Source organism: Elizabethkingia bruuniana, from assembly GCF_002024805.1.
Classification (GTDB): domain Bacteria; phylum Bacteroidota; class Bacteroidia; order Flavobacteriales; family Weeksellaceae; genus Elizabethkingia; species Elizabethkingia bruuniana.
The window spans coordinates 1,188,196-1,204,673 of the sequence record NZ_CP014337.1; the positions used below are offsets into that span (position 1 = coordinate 1,188,196).

The 16,478-nt window shown below is 36.5% G+C and carries 17 protein-coding genes; 5 read left to right on the plus strand and 12 right to left on the minus strand.

Annotated features, from left to right (window positions below; translation table 11 throughout):
* Nucleotides 1-40: 40 nt before the first annotated feature.
* The 3 genes from dacB (at nt 41) to AYC65_RS05605 (ending at nt 3,465) form a co-directional block, all read left to right on the plus strand.
* Nucleotides 41-1,417 (plus strand): D-alanyl-D-alanine carboxypeptidase/D-alanyl-D-alanine endopeptidase, encoded by a 1,377-nt coding sequence (dacB, locus tag AYC65_RS05595; protein ID WP_034870369.1) that lies wholly within the window; start codon nt 41-43, stop codon nt 1,415-1,417.
* A gap of 4 nt (nt 1,418-1,421) precedes the next feature.
* Nucleotides 1,422-2,588: a sensor histidine kinase gene (locus tag AYC65_RS05600; RefSeq protein ID WP_034870370.1), complete on the plus strand. Its 1,167-nt coding sequence runs from the start codon at nt 1,422-1,424 to the stop codon at nt 2,586-2,588.
* 133 nt (nt 2,589-2,721) lie between these two features.
* Nucleotides 2,722-3,465, plus strand: coding sequence for a glycerophosphodiester phosphodiesterase family protein (locus tag AYC65_RS05605; protein WP_034870371.1), 744 nt, complete (start codon nt 2,722-2,724; stop codon nt 3,463-3,465).
* A gap of 78 nt (nt 3,466-3,543) precedes the next feature.
* Here AYC65_RS05605 and AYC65_RS05610 read toward each other — a convergent pair whose 3' ends face one another.
* From AYC65_RS05610 to AYC65_RS05630, 4 genes are all read right to left on the minus strand, one after another.
* Complete coding sequence (locus AYC65_RS05610) at nt 3,544-4,926, minus strand: phosphatase PAP2 family protein (RefSeq protein WP_034870403.1); 1,383 nt, start codon at nt 4,924-4,926, stop codon at nt 3,544-3,546.
* 128 nt (nt 4,927-5,054) lie between these two features.
* The gene (locus AYC65_RS05615) at nt 5,055-8,027 is read right to left on the minus strand and encodes a heavy metal translocating P-type ATPase (RefSeq protein WP_034870372.1); all 2,973 of its coding nucleotides are present in this window, start codon (nt 8,025-8,027) and stop codon (nt 5,055-5,057) included.
* A 293-nt stretch (nt 8,028-8,320) separates the two neighbouring features.
* Complete coding sequence (locus AYC65_RS05625; protein WP_034870373.1) at nt 8,321-8,881, minus strand: helix-turn-helix domain-containing protein; 561 nt, start codon at nt 8,879-8,881, stop codon at nt 8,321-8,323.
* A complete protein-coding gene (locus AYC65_RS05630) occupies nt 8,881-9,273 on the minus strand; it encodes an acyl-CoA thioesterase (RefSeq protein WP_034870404.1) in 393 nt (130 codons plus the stop codon). The genes AYC65_RS05625 and AYC65_RS05630 overlap by 1 nt, the downstream gene beginning before the upstream one ends.
* 323 nt (nt 9,274-9,596) lie before the next feature.
* Between AYC65_RS05630 and AYC65_RS05635 the strand changes: the two genes are divergently transcribed.
* On the plus strand, nt 9,597-11,117 hold the full coding sequence (locus tag AYC65_RS05635; RefSeq protein ID WP_034870374.1) for an FMN-binding glutamate synthase family protein: 1,521 nt from the start codon (nt 9,597-9,599) through the stop codon (nt 11,115-11,117).
* Between the two features lie 77 nt (nt 11,118-11,194).
* On the opposite strand, the gene AYC65_RS05640 is transcribed toward AYC65_RS05635, so the two are convergent.
* Complete coding sequence (locus AYC65_RS05640) at nt 11,195-11,371, minus strand: histone H1 (protein WP_009086192.1); 177 nt, start codon at nt 11,369-11,371, stop codon at nt 11,195-11,197.
* A 226-nt stretch (nt 11,372-11,597) separates the two neighbouring features.
* On the opposite strand from AYC65_RS05640, the gene AYC65_RS05645 reads away from it, so the two are divergent.
* Nucleotides 11,598-12,419 carry a hypothetical protein gene (locus AYC65_RS05645; RefSeq protein ID WP_034870375.1) on the plus strand — a complete coding sequence of 274 codons (822 nt, stop codon included), beginning with the start codon at nt 11,598-11,600 and terminating at the stop codon, nt 12,417-12,419.
* Nucleotides 12,420-12,477: 58 nt separating this feature from the next.
* On the opposite strand, the gene rplI is transcribed toward AYC65_RS05645, so the two are convergent.
* The 7 genes from rplI to AYC65_RS05680 all read right to left on the minus strand — a co-directional run bounded on the left by rplI (nt 12,478) and on the right by AYC65_RS05680 (nt 16,342).
* Nucleotides 12,478-12,978 carry a 50S ribosomal protein L9 gene (rplI, locus tag AYC65_RS05650; protein WP_034870376.1) on the minus strand — a complete coding sequence of 167 codons (501 nt, stop codon included), beginning with the start codon at nt 12,976-12,978 and terminating at the stop codon, nt 12,478-12,480.
* Between the two features lie 119 nt (nt 12,979-13,097).
* A complete protein-coding gene (rpsR, locus tag AYC65_RS05655) occupies nt 13,098-13,400 on the minus strand; it encodes a 30S ribosomal protein S18 (RefSeq protein WP_021347702.1) in 303 nt (100 codons plus the stop codon).
* 27 nt (nt 13,401-13,427) lie between these two features.
* The gene (rpsF, locus tag AYC65_RS05660; RefSeq protein WP_034870405.1) at nt 13,428-13,769 is read right to left on the minus strand and encodes a 30S ribosomal protein S6; all 342 of its coding nucleotides are present in this window, start codon (nt 13,767-13,769) and stop codon (nt 13,428-13,430) included.
* Between the two features lie 115 nt (nt 13,770-13,884).
* Entirely contained in the window at nt 13,885-14,082 is a 198-nt protein-coding gene (locus tag AYC65_RS05665; RefSeq protein ID WP_034870377.1) for a hypothetical protein, read from the minus strand.
* A gap of 42 nt (nt 14,083-14,124) precedes the next feature.
* The gene (locus AYC65_RS05670) at nt 14,125-14,340 is read right to left on the minus strand and encodes a hypothetical protein (RefSeq protein WP_034870378.1); all 216 of its coding nucleotides are present in this window, start codon (nt 14,338-14,340) and stop codon (nt 14,125-14,127) included.
* A gap of 106 nt (nt 14,341-14,446) precedes the next feature.
* On the minus strand, nt 14,447-15,844 hold the full coding sequence (locus AYC65_RS05675; RefSeq protein WP_034870379.1) for a chloride channel protein: 1,398 nt from the start codon (nt 15,842-15,844) through the stop codon (nt 14,447-14,449).
* Between the two features lie 15 nt (nt 15,845-15,859).
* A complete protein-coding gene (locus AYC65_RS05680; RefSeq protein ID WP_034870380.1) occupies nt 15,860-16,342 on the minus strand; it encodes a GNAT family N-acetyltransferase in 483 nt (160 codons plus the stop codon).
* Nucleotides 16,343-16,478 lie beyond the last annotated feature (136 nt).

Below are 16,478 nucleotides of genomic sequence, written 5' to 3' on the forward strand. Positions count from 1 at the left end.
GACAAGGTTGAAAATCGCTATCTTTGGGTAAATTAAATTTATGAGGAAGACATTCATAATCGGTTTAGTTATAAGTCAGACAGTTGCAGCTCAAAATATATCACAAAGACTTGAAGCTGAAACAAAAAAAATGACAGGGTCAGAAAATATGCTGGCAGCTAACTTATCGTTTTATGTAGCCGATGAAAATGGAAATGTAGTTTACGAATATCAAGGAAATAAAGGCTTGTCTACTGCCAGTACACAGAAGATTTTTACCGCTATTGCTGCTTTAGACAAGTTAGGGCCGTCTTTTACTTTTAAGACACAGGCATCTTATAGCGGACAGCTGCAGGGCGGTACACTGCAAGGAAACCTTTATCTCACTTCTAATGGGGATCCTACACTGGGAAGCTGGCGTTATGAGGGGTATAAGCCTGAGAATTTTAAAGCAAAGCTATTGGCAGCTGTACAGGATAAAGGGGTAAAAGCGATTGAAGGAGATCTTATACTGGATGATTCTTATTTCGATTTGCAGACAACCCCCGGAGGCTGGCCATGGAATGATATGGGAAATTATTACGGTGCAGGTGTGTGGGGAATAAGCTGGAACGAGAATCAGTTTGATATGAGCGTAGCCGGAGGTAAGGATATCAAGAGCTTTAACTATACTCCGGTAAATGTAAACTGGGTTAGTGAAGTAAAAGCTGAGGGAAGCGGAGATAATAGTATTATTTATACGGCACCTTTCTCGGATTTTGGACTAATAAACGGTAAGCTTCCGGCAGGCAAAACCACAGTAGTTTCCGGAGCTTTACCCAATCCGCCTTTAGTATTGGGAATTGAGATCAAAAAATGGTTTTCGGAGAAAGGAATTACAATCAAAGGAAAGGTTCTAACCTATAATACTGAAAAAATTAAGGGTAATGAAATCTCCCAAACTCCTGTAAATAATGTATTCTTTACCTATCAGTCACCAACGCTGGACAAGATTATTTACTGGTTTCTTCAGAAAAGCGTAAACTTGTATGGTGAAACACTGGTGAAAACTTTCTCGAGACAAAAAACAAAGAATGCATCTTTTGATTCCGGAATTAGCGAACTGAAGCAATACTGGCGTGATAAAGGTATAGCTTCAGCGATGATTAATTTTGCAGATGGAAGTGGGCTTTCGCCACAGAATTATGTATCGGCAAAAGCTGAAGTTCAGGCTCTTTTATATGCACAGAAACAACCGTGGTTTGATGCTTTTTATAAAGCACTTCCAACTTATAACGGGATGAAAATGAAGAGTGGTACTATAAAGGCCAGCAAAGCATATACAGGCTATCACCAGAGTAAATCGGGCAAGAAATATGTGTTCTCTATGATTATTAATAATTTTTCAGGAGGAAATATAAACAGTCTGATGTATAAAGTTTTAGATGAATTAAAATAACAATTTGAAGAAAAAGAAATTCTTTTCGCAGTTTGCTAACTGGGCGGTCTATGTACTCCTCAGTTTTATTGTATTAGGATCTATTCTGGCATCTGCGATACTTATCAATTATCTGCGTAAAGAGGAAATACACAGGATTAAGCTCTTTGCACAGGCACAAAAATTACTAAATGAAGACTCCGTACAGGATCCGCAGGTGCAACTTTTACTGCTGAATATACTGGATGATAATAAAAGTATTCCGGTGATTGTTGCAGACAGGTTTAATAATCCGGTAAATATGCTGAATTTGCCCCAGGATGTAACAGATAATCCGGGTAAAGTGAAAAACCTGCTTTCCGAAATGGAGCAGTCTTATAAACCTTTGGAAATAGAAATGCCGGATGGTAATGTCCAGTATATTTATTATACCAACTCCAGACTCATGAATAACCTTCGATATTATCCTTTAGCTTTAGGTGGAGTGATCATAGCTTATGTATTATTCTCTTTTTGGTTTTTGAGAACGGTACAACGAAGTGATGAAGGTTTCCTTTGGGTAGGATTGGCTAAAGAAACAGCCCATCAGATCGGGACTCCGCTATCGTCAATGATAGGCTGGCTAGAAATTTTGCGTTTGGAAAATGAAGCTAGTGTAGGTGTAAAGGAAATCGAAAAGGATATACAACGGCTTACAACAATTTCCGAACGTTTTTCCAAGATAGGTTCCGTTCCGGAGCTTAACGATCTTAATCTGAAAGAAACGATTGAACAAAATCATGAATATCTAAAAACCAGAATCTCCAATAAAATTAATTTTTCGCTCCAGCTGCCTGGTGGTGAAATTCTTATTCCACACAGCAGAATCTTAATAAACTGGGTTATAGAAAATATTGTGAAGAATGCGGTTGATGCGATGAAAGGAATAGGAGACCTTAATATGCAGATTTCGGAGAAAGGGGATAGTATTTTTATTGATATTAAAGACAATGGTTCCGGGATGACAAAGACACAGATTAGGAATGCTTTTAAGCCTGGATATTCAACAAAGAAAAGAGGCTGGGGGCTTGGGCTTTCTCTCGCAAAAAGAGTAATTAAAGATTATCATAATGGTGACATTAAGATATTACAAACGGAGGTCGGGAAGGGTTCAACTTTCAGAATTATACTATCCAGAAGTAAAGATGCATAGGATTATTTAATTACGAATTACGAATTAACTTTGCTAATTGCTAACTATAAAAGTTTACAAAATCTTAATGATAGTCGCAGTTTTCAATTAAAACTAAATTCGTAATTATGTATAGAATTTAATTTTAGTAAAAATGAAGAAGTATTTCATAGGTGCATTATCAATTTTTAGTTTTATGGCTATGGCACAAACTCAGATTATTGCGCATCGCGGTTTCTGGAAGACAGAAGGATCTGCCCAGAACTCAATACATGCATTAAAAGGAGCACAAAAGCTTAAGGTTTACGGATCAGAGTTTGATGTTCGTCTTTCAAAAGATGGTGTTGTAGTCGTTAATCACGATGAGGATATTAATAAAGTAGTTATTGCAGTAACAGATTTTAAAGAACTTAGAAAGCAAAAGCTAGCAGATGGAGAAGTGATTCCTACTTTGGATGAATACCTTAAACAGGGGAAGAAGGATCCGGCTGTACAGATGATTCTTGAAATAAAACCATTAGCATCTGAAGCATTTGAAAAAGAAGCTGTAGAAAAGAGCCTGGCACTGGTGAAAAAAAATAAAATGGAGAACCAGACCCAGTATATTTCTTTCAGTTTATTTATCTGTAAAGAACTGAAGCGTTTGGATCCAAAAGCAAAAGTGCAGTATCTGAAAGGAGATCTTTCACCGAAAGAAATCAAAGACCTGGGAATAGACGGAATAGACTATCACTACAGTGTATTCGACAAGAATCCAACCTGGTTAAAAGAAGCAAAAGATTTAAAACTGATAACAAATGCGTGGACTGTAGACAATCCGGATATTTTCCTGAAATTAAAAGCTCAGGGAATAGACTTTGTAACGACCAATACACCAGATGTTTTTCAGAAACTATAAAAAAGAGGTAAAACAACATAACAAACAACACCAGAAGTTTTACTTCTGGTGTTGTTTGTTTATTTATCAGAGATATTTTTAGAAATAAGCTGTTAGCTTAAGTCCTAGTGTCATATAAGAGATTTGCTCGTGAGAAGACACATCGAAATCATGATTCAGATTGTCATCATTCTCTACAACATCAGAGAAGTGGTAATTTATTTTTGAGTTGGTAAAACGGAAATCGTTGTATGCTGTAATACCCAATTGTGGTGTTATTTTGTAGGTTAAAGATATTCCGGATCCCATCATAAGGCTTTTAGAAGGGCGATAAGTTGCTATTCTGTAATACTGCTGTGTTGCTGTAGGATCATCGTCTTTTAAGAATACTTTTCCGTTGGCAGCCTTGGAATATCCTGCCGTAGCCTTTAGCATTACCTGCCATTTATCTGTAAGGTCATAGGCAAAATATGGTCCTATCATTGCATTTAGAAAGCCCAGAGATTCAGTTTTTACATCTAGTGTTTCCAAATCCGGATCTTCAGTTTTCAGGTGTAATGCACGTACAGGGAATGTACTGATATTCAAGTCTGCGCCAACACCCCAATTTTTGCTGAAAAAATATGCTCCTTCCAGACCTGCTTCAAAACCTACTGTTTTTCTGTCGCTCAGACCAGATTCTCTCAGGAAGTTGGACATAGAAATGGTAGCTCCTGATTTCAGGGCTAAGAAAGAAGGATTCTCATTGCCTTCAATTTTTGAAAGCAATCCCATGTTATCTCCTTTATTTTTGAATATTTTATCGATAAAGAAATAACCCAATTCTGTAGAAAGAATACCAATACCAGCACCCGCAAGAATATCAGGTAACCAGTGTCTGTTATTTAGAGCACGACCCAATCCTGTAAATGTTGCGGCACTATATCCTGCAATACTATAAGCTGGGTTTACCAGTCCATATTCTTTATCCAGAAAGGCTGCATTGGTGAAAGCCATTGCAGCATGCCCTGATGGGAAAGAATTTCTTTTTGAACCATCCGGACGCTCTACTTTTGCTGTATATTTTATAGAGTTAACCAAAATTGCCATAATCGCAAGGCTGGTTGCATAAGAAAGGGTGGCTCTTCCTATATTATTACGTCCCTTTACACCTGCCAGCTTTAGCCCATATACTGCCAATGCTGGTGTATATTGAAGATAATCGTCGTAAGGAACCTTAAAATTGGGAAGATATCTGTTTCTGTTTTCACGTATTTGTTCCTTTTGTCCCCATGTAGCCGCGGAAGCTACAAATAAAATGCTCGGAGCTATTGATTTCTTTACCCATTCCTTCTGGAAGAATTTAGGTTTAGATTCCAGAGTAGTCGGTGTGTAAGAAATAAGTGATTTTGCAGGAATAACAGTATCTTTCTTTATTGTATCCGTTTGCGCTTTGGATACAGTAAATAATGCAATACCTGCAAGTAAATAAAGTTTTCTCATATAATAATAGTAGTAGATATCCAATATATAATTGGGAGCCAAAATTAGTGAAAACTTCTGAATTTAGAGATAAAAGAAAAGGACTATACCTTTATGATATAGTCCCTTAGATTATATATGAATGAATTTTACAATTTTGCAGAGTTCAGTCTCAATGAGTTTACAATTACTGAAACGGAACTAAAGCTCATCGCAGCAGCTGCAATCATAGGGGAGAGCAGAATACCCAAGGAAGGGTATAATACACCTGCCGCAATTGGAATACCTAATACATTATACAGGAACGCAAAGAGTAAGTTTTGTTTGATATTTCTAACCAGCTTATGGCTAAGTATCTTTGCCTTTACAATACCCTTAAGATCACCTTTTAATAAGGTTATTTGTGCACTTTCTATTGCAACATCGGTACCTGTACCCATGGCTATACCAATATCGGACTGAGCTAGTGCTGGTGCATCATTAATTCCGTCACCTGCCATTGCAACAATTTTACCTATTTCCTGTAATTTTTTTATCTCATTCAGCTTATCTTCAGGCAGTGCCTGTGCGATATAATGTTTTATTCCAAGACTATCAGCTACAGCTTTAGCTGTTTTACGATTATCACCCGTTATCATGACTACATCTACACCCATTTGCATTAGCTGATGTATTGCTTCTTTAGAGGTTGCTTTTATAGGATCGGTAATAGCTACATAACCGGCAATTTTATGATCTATAGTGACAAAAGAAACTGTTTTCCCTTGTTCCTGCTCAGCAGTAATTTGTGCTGCAATTGCTTGGTCTATAGTTATGTTATATTGTTTCAGAAGACTTTCGTTTCCTACAAGAACTTCTTTACCACCTGTTTGCCCGTATACTCCTTTTCCGGAAATGTTCTCAAAATTGCTGGCTTGTTCAAGGCTAAGGCCTTTTTCTTTAGCTTTCTTTATAATGGCTTCTGCCAGTGGGTGAGTACTATTTTGATTAAGACTGGCAGCCAATTGTAATACTTCCGTTTCTGTATACTGATTGAATATTCCAATTTTCTGTACAACGGGTTTTCCTTCTGTAAGTGTTCCGGTTTTATCCGTTACCAGTACATTTACTTTATTAAGATTTTCTAAAGCTTCTGCATTTTTAATCAAAATACCATTCTTGGCACCTTTTCCTACGCCTACCATTACCGACATAGGCGTTGCCAATCCAAGCGCACAAGGACATGCTACAATAAGAACAGCCAGAAGGCTGGCAAACGCATACACAAACTTCGGATCTGGTCCCCAAATGCTCCATATTATAAATGAAAGAATTGCAATAAGTACAACAACCGGAACAAAGATGGCTGATACTTTATCAGTAAGCTTCTGAATAGGAGCTTTACTTCTGCTGGCTTCATTTACCATATGAATGATTTGTGAAAGCAGTGTTTCATCACCTACGCGTTCAGCTTCCATAAGGAAGGTTCTGTTACCATTGATAGTACCCGATGTTACGCTGTCTCCTTCTTTTTTATCTACAGGAACAGGCTCACCGGTAATCATAGATTCATCTATTGTAGAATAACCCTCAGTAATTTTTCCGTCTACCGGAATTTTATCACCAGGTTTCACTTTTAGAATATTTCCCAGCTGAATGTCATCTACAGAAATCTTTTTATCCTGACCATTTTCTACCAGTGTGGCTTCAGTCGGAGAGAGTTTAATAAGTTCCTTTATCGCAGAGTTTGTTCTGGAATGTGCTTTTGCCTCCATCAGCTGCCCAAGAAGAACAAGCGTAAGAATAACACCTACTGATTCAAAATATAAGTTGGCACCACCGTGATGTTCTTTTAATTCATGTGGAACAATATCCGGGAAGATTAAAGCCACCACACTGTATATAAAAGCAGCTCCGGCACCCAGACCTATAAGACTGAACATATTGAGTCTCCACGTCTTGAAAGAAGTCCAGGCTCTTTCAAAAAACATCCATGCAGTATAGAAAACCACCGGAACGGTTAGTCCTAATTGTATCCAGCCGTTAGCTTCTGGTGATAATATTTTCGAAATTGGATTACCGGGAATCATTCCGCCCATAGCCAATATAAATACAGGAACAGTGAAACCCACGGAAATCCAGAATTTTTTCAGAAGATCTTTGTAGGTTGCATCTTCTTCTTCTGTCGGTTCCATAGGGACGAGGTCCATACCACAAATAGGGCAGTTACCAGGACCATCCTGAATAATCTCCGGGTGCATAGGGCAGGTATACTGAACTTTTTTCTTCAACTCCGGTATTTTTTCCAGATTCATACCACAGACAGGACAGCTTCCGGGGTTATCGTATAATTTATCACCTTCGCAATGCATTGGACAGTAGTATTTACCAGCCGATGATGATGTTACTTTAGGTTTTTCTGTATGATGATGGTGCCCGCCACTACAGCATGAAGCTTTTTCTCCCTTTTCAGGAGTATTTACTTCTTCAACAGGAGCGAGGAACATTCCACATACCGGGCATCTTCCGGGTTCATTGTATATTTTCTCACCTTCACATTTCATAGGGCATATATACTGCCCGCTAGGTGATATTTTATCAGCGAGAGCTATATTATGTTGATGCTGATGATTTGTTGTAGAACAACATGAAGTTTTTTCTTCCTTTTCAAGGGGATTCACTTCTTCAACAGGAGCGAGGAACATCCCACATACCGGACATCTTCCGGGTTCGTTGTATATTTTCTCACCCTCACACTTCATAGGGCATATATACTGCCCGCTAGGTGATATTTTATCAACGGGTACTGAATGTTCATGTTTATGAGAAGAGCAGCATGAAGCTTTCTCTTCAGTATGTTTTGCTGCTTCTTTTTTCAGACTTCCGATTGTAGGTAACGAATTACCGGCAGGAGCAGAACAGCATCCGGATTTTGGAGTTTCATGTTCGATGCTGTAATTCCCGGCTTCTTCTAACTTCTCCTGGAGCTCTTCTTCTGAAAAGTCTCTTTCTGAATGTATTGTAGCTACAGGAGGATCTAGTTGTACAGTAGCAGAGATACCTTCTATTTCATTTAGTTTTTTCTCTATTTTACTGCGACAGCCATCACATGACATTCCTTTTATGCTGAATACTTTTTCCATGTTTAATATTTTATACTACAAATTTCGGAAAGTGAAATCAGGTATGTATTATAAATATATGGAAGATGTTTATATAATTCAGATTCTTAATTTCTGTAGAAATAAAATAAAGTGGGACTAGCACAAAGGCACAAAGAGTTTTATCCTACGATAAAAATTAATTGTGCTAACAAAAAATCTTTGATTTTCCTTTGTGCCTTAAGAATTTTTCTGAGATTCTTTTATAGCTCAATTGTGCCGTTGTGTTGGTTTTTGTATAAAATGTTATAATAATTCTTTGGCTGAATTAAAATTTATATTTTATCCAGAGCCTGTCTGTGCTTGTCTTTTGCTTTCTGGAATTGCGAAGGCGAAAAACCCGTAACCTTTTTAAACTGAGAAGAAAGATGCTGTACTGTTTTGTATCCAAGCATGTCTGCTATCTGTGTAAGAGAGTACTCGTTGTACACCAGTAGTTCTTTTACCTTTTCTATTTTATGCAGGATATAATATTGCTCCAACGTAACATTTTCAGTCTGAGAAAATAGCTTGGATAGAGAACTGTACTCTTTGTGCAGATGTTCACTAAGGTATGCTGATATTTTAAAGTCTTCCTCAATGTCCATATTTTGTACTTTCTGCAGAATAAGAGTCTTCATTTTCTCAATCTGCTTTACCGAAAGATCCTGAAGTATTTCAAAGCCTTGTCCATTCAAAGCTTTTTCAAGCACAGAAATCTGCTCTTTATCAAGAGTATCTTTTGTTTCTGCAACACCCAGTTCTAATTTAGTCAGGGAAATATCCAGATTATTAAAGATATTCTGAACAGAAGACAGACATCTGCCACATACCATATTTTTAATGTGTAATTCCATTATCCTTCAGGGAATCTGTCGTGTGGATATTCTATTTTGGTTTTTCCGTGCGCTGATGGTTTACCATGTTCATCTAGGCTTACCATGATAATTTTATCAATCTTTATAATGGTTTGTCTTGTCATTTTATTTCTTACCTCACATGAAAGGGTAATAGAGGTGTGTCCGAAAGATGTTGCCAGAATTCCGATTTCTACGATATCACCTTGTGTAGCAGAATGTATAAAGTTGATTTCTGATATAAACTTGGTAACGCAACGTGGGTTTTCTAACTGTATAATAGCATATAATGCTGCTTCTTCATCTATCCATTGTAAAAGTCTACCCCCGAACAAAGACTGATTAGGGTTTAGATCTTCAGGTTTTACCCATTTACGGGTATGGAAATTCATTGCCATAAACTTATTTGTTTTGATAGAGTAAAAATACCAAAACTTCTACAATAAAATGCAGAAGTTTTGGTAGAGAGATTTAGGATTAAGGATATTTAGGAATAAATCACCCGTTTTTTTGTATTTCGCCTTGGATTATCGAAAAACAGGAGATATTATTTCCTCTGTATAAGCAAAGTTTGTGCTGAAAAAAGTAAATAAATGATAACGAATGTTAATTTTTTTATAAAAGATTCTCCAGGGTTATCGTTTAATGATAAAGCTTGGTTTTACTGTTTTTATTTAGGTATATTTGAGGTTAATTTTAAACAAAAAGTATTGTAATGAGAAATCAGTTTCTTACCTGGGGTATCGTCATTGTATTGGCCTCCTGGGGAATAACTTTCCTTATTAACGCCGACCTGTGGATACCAATTTTGCTATCCCTTATTTATCTCTGGGGCCTATATGACGCTTTCCAGACAAAACACGCTATTTTGCGAAACTTTCCTGTATTGGGAAACTTCCGTTATTTCTTCGAGGAAATATCGCCGGAAATGCAGCAGTATTTCATCGAGAGAAATACCGATGGTAAACCTTTCCCGAGGAATGAAAGGTCTGCGGCTTACCGAAGAGCAAAAAATATATCTGCGAATGTACCATTTGGGACACAGTTAGACATTAATACAAGGAAATATGAAGGAATTAAGCACTCTATTTATGCAAAAGTTCCTTCTGAAGAATTACCAAGAGTAACCGTTGGAGGACCTTTGTGTAAGAAGCCTTACAATGCATCTTTATTTAATATCTCAGCGATGAGCTACGGAGCATTGAGTAACAGAGCTGTGGTATCTTTAAATTCTGGTGCTAAAAAAGGAAACTTCTTCCATAATACAGGGGAAGGGGGGATATCTCATTACCATTTAGAAGGTGGAGGAGATCTTTGCTGGCAGATTGGTACGGGGTATTTCGGATGTCGTGATGATCACGGACATTTTAATCCTGAACTTTTTGCAGAGAAGTCTGCCCATCCAAATGTAAAGCTAATTGAAATAAAACTTTCTCAAGGTGCAAAACCAGGACATGGTGGTGTATTACCAGGAGTAAAGAATACACCTGAAATTGCAAAGATTCGTCACGTAGAACCAGGGAAAACTATTTTATCTCCTCCGGGACACACAGCATTCAACAGTGCAGAAGGTTTATTGAAATTTGTACAGCAGCTGAGAGACCTTAGTGAAGGTAAGCCAGTCGGGTTTAAACTTTGTATTGGTGACACACGTGAATTTGAAGAGATTTGCGAGAAAATGAATATACTGAATATCTGGCCGGACTTTATTACGGTAGATGGAGCTGAGGGTGGTACAGGAGCTGCACCATTGGAGTTTTCAGACGGAGTTGGTATGCCTTTGGAGCCAGCACTTATCTTTGTAAACAGAACGCTTCAGAAATATGACGTTCGTGATAAAATCAGAATTATTGCCAGCGGAAAAGTATTGACTTCATTGGATATCCTTAGAGCTGTAGCAATGGGAGCCGATATGTGTAATAATGCAAGAGGCTTTATGTTCTCTTTAGGTTGTATTCAGGCTCTAAGATGCCATTCTAACGCTTGTCCTACAGGTGTAGCAACTCAGGATAAAATGCTGATTAAAGGTCTGGATGTGGCAGATAAGAGCGAGAGAGTATATTATTTCCACAGAAATACATTGCATACATGTAATGAGCTTATCGCTGCTGCCGGAAGAACATCTTATGCGGAAGTAGATGCTTCTATGTTTATGAGAGGTGATGAGTTTGAACATTTATCAGATTCTTACTTCCCGGATATCTTAACAAACGTAAAACACAAAACCCAGATCTAATTAAGAACTGAGTTTATCTGTAAAATAAAAAATCCGGTGAAGCAATTCACCGGATTCTTTTTTGTAAAAGATTTCTCTTATTTCTTAGATTCCTCCACAGAAACTTTTCTGAAGTCTTTCAATAATTTGCTTAACTCTAAAGCTGCTTTTCTAGCTCTTGTACCTGCAGCTTTGTTACCTTTTTCTAATTGAAGGTTAGAGTCAGTTGTGAAAGTTCCAAACTCCTGTGCGATTTTTTCTAATAGTTCTTGCATATGATTAATTTTTGGACTGCAAATATAAAATAATCCTTCATTTATAAAGAATTTTATCGCTGTAAATATCGATAAAATCTACATTTTTATTCATTTTCTAAATTGAAGCTTCTGAAAATATAAAAGCCCTAAAAGAATATTTTGCCACTTATTATTTTTATCATGTCTTTTTTTGTTTTCCGGAGGCAAAGAAAAAAAAGAGTAACTTTATTTAAATCATCTGTTTATGAGAAAACTATATATTTTAATGTTCATAATTCTGGGTTTTTGGGGAACAGCTCAAGATCTGGAAGCGATTGCTAAAGAAATTAAAAACGAGGGAATAAAATTATACAGGAGTGAAATGGCAAGCTGGTACGGAACGGATGTATTTTTGGCCAATTATAAAAATAATGAGAATATCGGCGGATACTTTTCCTATATCAACAGCAATGTGCCCACATGTATATTTTTTTCAAAAGAAAATAAAGTGATTGGTTCGGTAGCTTTTCCTGCCAATTACAATCCTAAAGATTCCAGATTAGATTTAACGGTGAGAGATTTTACTAATGTTGAGAGAGAATATTTTGACATCCGGCAGAAAGCATTACAAAGGATTAAGACCGATACTATTTTCAGAGCTTACCAGAATACAAATCTAAATCTTATACCAATTGTTGATGATAGCAAGAACGGACAAAATAAAGTTTATATTTTAACCGGAACTACACAGAGCAATCTTGTATTATTTGGCAACGACTATCTGATTACTTTTAATAAAAATAATGAAATAGAGAAGACGGAACGCCTGCACAATAGTTTAATCGCGATGAACACAAAAGATGAAAAAGGAGAGAACCTGTTAAGTGGAGTTCATTCACATATTCTTCCTGACTGGTTGTATATAACACCAACAGATATCTGTACACTTATGCTATACCAGCATATTCATAACCTGGAAAGTTATATCACAATATCAAAAAAATATACGAGTATCTGGGATTGTAAAAACAATAATTTAGCGATTATGAAAACTGAGGATTTTGAAAAAATGAACAAGAGTAAATAAGAGCACAAAAAAATCCTCCCCGAAGGAAGGATTTATATCATTAAGAAATTGCTTTTAATTAAGCCTCTTCTTTAGTTTCAGTTTTTTCAGCAGCTTTAGGAGCTTCTACAGGAGCATCAGAAACTACGTCAAATTCGTAATCGTGCTCTACGTTTCTGTGAAGTCTTACTTTTGCAGCAAACTTACCAGTTCTCTTGATAGTGTTACCAGGAATCTTGATGAATTTTTTCTCAATGTCTACACCAGCTTTAGCTAAAGCTTCTGCAAGATCTGCATTGTTGATAGATCCGAAAAGTTTGTCACCAGCACCTACTTTAGCAGGGATAGTTAATACAACTTTTTTCAGTTGATCGATCTTAGCTGTAGCAGCAGCAACTAATTTAGCTTCTTCTTCTTTTCTAGCCTCTAAAGTAGCTTCTAAAGCTGCTTTGTTTTTAGGAGTTGCTAATAAAGCATATCCTTGAGGAATAAGGAAGTTACGAGCGTAACCAGGTTTTACATCGATAGTATCGAATTCAAGTCCTAAATTCTCTACGTCTTTTTTTAGAATAATTTGCATTGTTGTTGTCCGTTTTTAATTTTAGATTCAGTTAAATTTTGAATCTAAAAATCGTTAGAATTAATATTGATTCAGCAACAAAAGAAGCAAGACAAGCCTGCTTCTTTTATTAATTTGTCTTATTTTAAAAGGTCTGCTACGTATGGCATTAAAGCTAAGTGTCTAGCTCTTTTGATAGCTGCAGAAACTTTTCTCTGGTATTTTAGAGAAGTACCAGTATATCTTCTTGGAAGGATTTTACCTTGCTCATTTACGAATTGTAATAAGAAATCAGCATCTTTATAATCTACATGCTTAATTCCGTATTTTTTGAAACGACAGAATTTCTTCTGTGTTTTTGTGTTGATATCTAGTGGAGTAAGGAACTTTACTTCAGATTCACCACCTTGTGCGGCTTGTTGTGCCATTTCATCTATTGCCATTGTCTTAAGATTTTAGGGGTTAATTAATTAAGCTTTTTGAGATTTCACTTTTGTTCTTCTCGTTACTGCATAGTCTACAGCATGCTTATCCATTTTAGTTGTTAAATAACGGATAACTCTTTCGTCACGCTTGTAAGCTAGCTCTAAGTTAGCTACAACATCACCTTCACCTTTGAATTCGATCAAAGTGTAGAATCCGTTCTTTTTCAATTGAATTGGGTAAGCCAATTTCTTAAGTCCCCAGTTTTCTTTAGCAACGATCTCACAACCATTGTCCTTAATAAGGTCTTCGAATTTTTTAACTGCTTCCTCCACCTGAGCATCAGATAGAACGGGAGTCAAAATGAAAACAGTTTCGTAATTGTTCATAATGATAAAATATTTATTTTTATTTCGAGGTGCAAAGATATTGATATTTTCTGAATTTGCAAACAAAACAAAAGAAAAAGCTCCATTACATAAGTAACAGAGCCTTTTTTGATTCTTATTGGAATGATTCGTCACATATTCCGTATGGCATATCGCAGTATCTGCTCATTTCTGGATTACACAGGTCTGCAGTAAAAGGAACTTTCATACAACAAATGATGTATCCTTTAAATTCAGCTTCATAATGCCCATCTGCACAATTGTTTCCCTGTCCGAGAATACTTTTTTGTTTTTTTCTGTCAAGTTTTTTCATAATTGATAATATTTATTATTTATTTGATCTTACTGTTAGATTTTACCTTTCGTCTCCACACATTCCCATTGGCATAAGACAAAAGTTAACAACTAGCTCGCATGGGTTACTGACAGGTTTTAGGCAACATGCAGTGTAACCATTATGTTGTACTGCATAATGCTTTGGCGGGCAGTCTGTGGAACCTCCTAAAATAGCTTTTTGACTTTCCCTGTTTAGCTTTTTAGCATTGTTCAATTGTAGAAATGTTTTTCTCATAGTTTCTATATTTAAAAATTTGGTGATATACTATTATTTGATAATAATGCTAAATATAGGTTTTTTTTACTAATTCTATGAGAATAAATTGTTAGTAATGAAATATTTATCTTCTTTTTACCAAATCTTTGAGATGTAATTTGTCTTTAGGAGCACGCACTTCTTTATTAAGCTTTTCGAGAAAACCTATTTTTAAGGAATCATATAATGAGTGTCTGCTGATAATCATAGAAGCAATAGAGGATATCATACCTGCCAGCATTAGATGGAATATAAGGCTGTGCCGATCCGTCATTTCCAATACCAGAATTGCAGAAGTAAATGGGGCGCGGGTAATTCCTGTTAAAAAGGCAACCATTCCGGCTAGTATAATAACATTAGTTTCTTCAGGAGTTAGGTTAATTAATCCTGAAAAAACAGATCCTATACTTGCCCCGATGCTGAGAGCCGGAGCAAAAATACCGCCAGCACCACCACTTGTAAAAGAAAGGGTAGAACCGATCATTTTCAGAATCGGCATATACCATTTTTGATGCTTATCACTAGTGAACAAGGAGTGTTCCATAAGCTCTTTACCAGAACCTAATATATTTTTATCTACAAAGTAAGCGAGTGAAGATATAATAAGAGCTGTACCTATTAAAAAGAGAATATGTTGCTTTTTATGAGTGAATTTTGCCCTGAATTTATTAATTTTTAGCATTAAACCGGAAATATAGCTGCTGGCGATTCCGGAGATAGCTGCGATAAGAATTACAGGAAACATTAACCATAGAGTAGTCCCGCCTGTTTTAGGATAGCCCAGATAAAGATAGGGCCCGGCAAGTGTTTCGGCAGTAAGTCCGGCAATAATTACAGCAGTGAAAAGCGCTGTTTTAAAATAACTGATATGTGTTTTTGCTAATTCTTCAATAGCAAATACAACACCACCCAAAGGGGTGTTGAATGCCGCTGAAAGTCCGGCTGCAGCACCCGTAAGAATCATATTTTTTTGTGAAATCTTTGGCCACCATCTGGGTAAAAGTTCGTTGACTTTCCGGAACACAGATCCGGCAATTTGTATTGTTGGTCCTTCTCTACCGATAATACCGCCACCTGTAATAAGGACAAAGCTTGATATAATTTTTATAATAATAATTTTAAAACTCAACAGGTATTTTATCATATAGCGGTCTCTGGGATTTGCCAGATCCACAGATGCCATTACCTGGGGAATACCACTTCCTTTTGCATAGGGGGCAAAACGATCCACGAGCCACCAGGATAAAACAAAAGCGAAAGGAGTGATAATAAAGATAAGCCACGATTTCCAGTGAATAATTTTAAATAGCAACAGCTCGCCCCAACCGAAAATTTTAGCATATAATACAGCTATAAGTCCCGTGATAATAGAAGCTATCCAAAAAGGAATAGCCTGGAGCAAGTTGTCTTTCAGCCGCTCATTTGTGATATTATCAAAAGTTTGCTTTAGCCGGTTGCGGATATAAGTAAGTAGTTTTTTCACCAGTGTTTTTGTGTTTTATGAATTTGCCAGAATATTGATTTTATCCTGAGTCAGTCTGTATACGGTCCATTCATCCATAGGAACAGCTTCCAGAGATTCATAAAACTCGATAGAAGGCTTATTCCAGTTTAGTACAGACCATTCCATTCTTCCGCAGTTTTTCTCTTTGGCTATTTGTGCTAAAGCAACTAAAAGTTTTTTGCCATAACCTTTTCCTCTGTGCGTAGGTTCTACAAAAAGATCTTCCAGATATAATCCGGCTTTTCCCACGAAAGTGGAAAAATTATAAAAATATAGTGCGAAACCTATCGGAATATTGTTCTCTTCAGCAATAAGTACCTTAGACAAACCTTCATGGAAGATATTATGTCTTAGCTCCTCCTCAGAAGTAATAACAGCATCAGAAAGCTTTTCGTATTCTGCAAGTTGTTTGATTAGAGAGAAAATTACAGGTGTATCCTCTTCTGTAGCCTTTCGGATTAAAAAATTGTTGGTCATGTAGTTTTTTTATTGAAAAATTAATTAGAATCTCAAATTTATAAAAAGCACAAGGGATTATCAATTAAAAATTAAAATAAAATGCCGGATATTATTATATACTAAATGTTCCTGTACATATGAATAAAAGGATTTC

Bases quoted from the DNA above. Each gene is read 5' to 3' on its own strand.
- dacB (WP_034870369.1), top strand. From the start codon at position 41: ATGAGGAAGACATTCATAATCGGTTTAGTTATAAGTCAGACAGTTGCA.
- AYC65_RS05605 (WP_034870371.1), top strand. From the start codon at position 2,722: ATGAAGAAGTATTTCATAGGTGCATTATCAATTTTTAGTTTTATGGCT.
- AYC65_RS05610 (WP_034870403.1), bottom strand. From the start codon at position 4,926: ATGAGAAAACTTTATTTACTTGCAGGTATTGCATTATTTACTGTATCC.
- AYC65_RS05615 (WP_034870372.1), bottom strand. From the start codon at position 8,027: ATGGAAAAAGTATTCAGCATAAAAGGAATGTCATGTGATGGCTGTCGC.
- AYC65_RS05625 (WP_034870373.1), bottom strand. From the start codon at position 8,881: ATGGAATTACACATTAAAAATATGGTATGTGGCAGATGTCTGTCTTCT.
- AYC65_RS05630 (WP_034870404.1), bottom strand. From the start codon at position 9,273: ATGAATTTCCATACCCGTAAATGGGTAAAACCTGAAGATCTAAACCCT.
- AYC65_RS05635 (WP_034870374.1), top strand. From the start codon at position 9,597: ATGAGAAATCAGTTTCTTACCTGGGGTATCGTCATTGTATTGGCCTCC.
- AYC65_RS05640 (WP_009086192.1), bottom strand. From the start codon at position 11,371: ATGCAAGAACTATTAGAAAAAATCGCACAGGAGTTTGGAACTTTCACA.
- AYC65_RS05645 (WP_034870375.1), top strand. From the start codon at position 11,598: ATGAGAAAACTATATATTTTAATGTTCATAATTCTGGGTTTTTGGGGA.
- rplI (WP_034870376.1), bottom strand. From the start codon at position 12,978: ATGCAAATTATTCTAAAAAAAGACGTAGAGAATTTAGGACTTGAATTC.
- rpsR (WP_021347702.1), bottom strand. From the start codon at position 13,400: ATGGCAATAGATGAAATGGCACAACAAGCCGCACAAGGTGGTGAATCT.
- rpsF (WP_034870405.1), bottom strand. From the start codon at position 13,769: ATGAACAATTACGAAACTGTTTTCATTTTGACTCCCGTTCTATCTGAT.
- AYC65_RS05665 (WP_034870377.1), bottom strand. From the start codon at position 14,082: ATGAAAAAACTTGACAGAAAAAAACAAAAAAGTATTCTCGGACAGGGA.
- AYC65_RS05670 (WP_034870378.1), bottom strand. From the start codon at position 14,340: ATGAGAAAAACATTTCTACAATTGAACAATGCTAAAAAGCTAAACAGG.
- AYC65_RS05680 (WP_034870380.1), bottom strand. From the start codon at position 16,342: ATGACCAACAATTTTTTAATCCGAAAGGCTACAGAAGAGGATACACCT.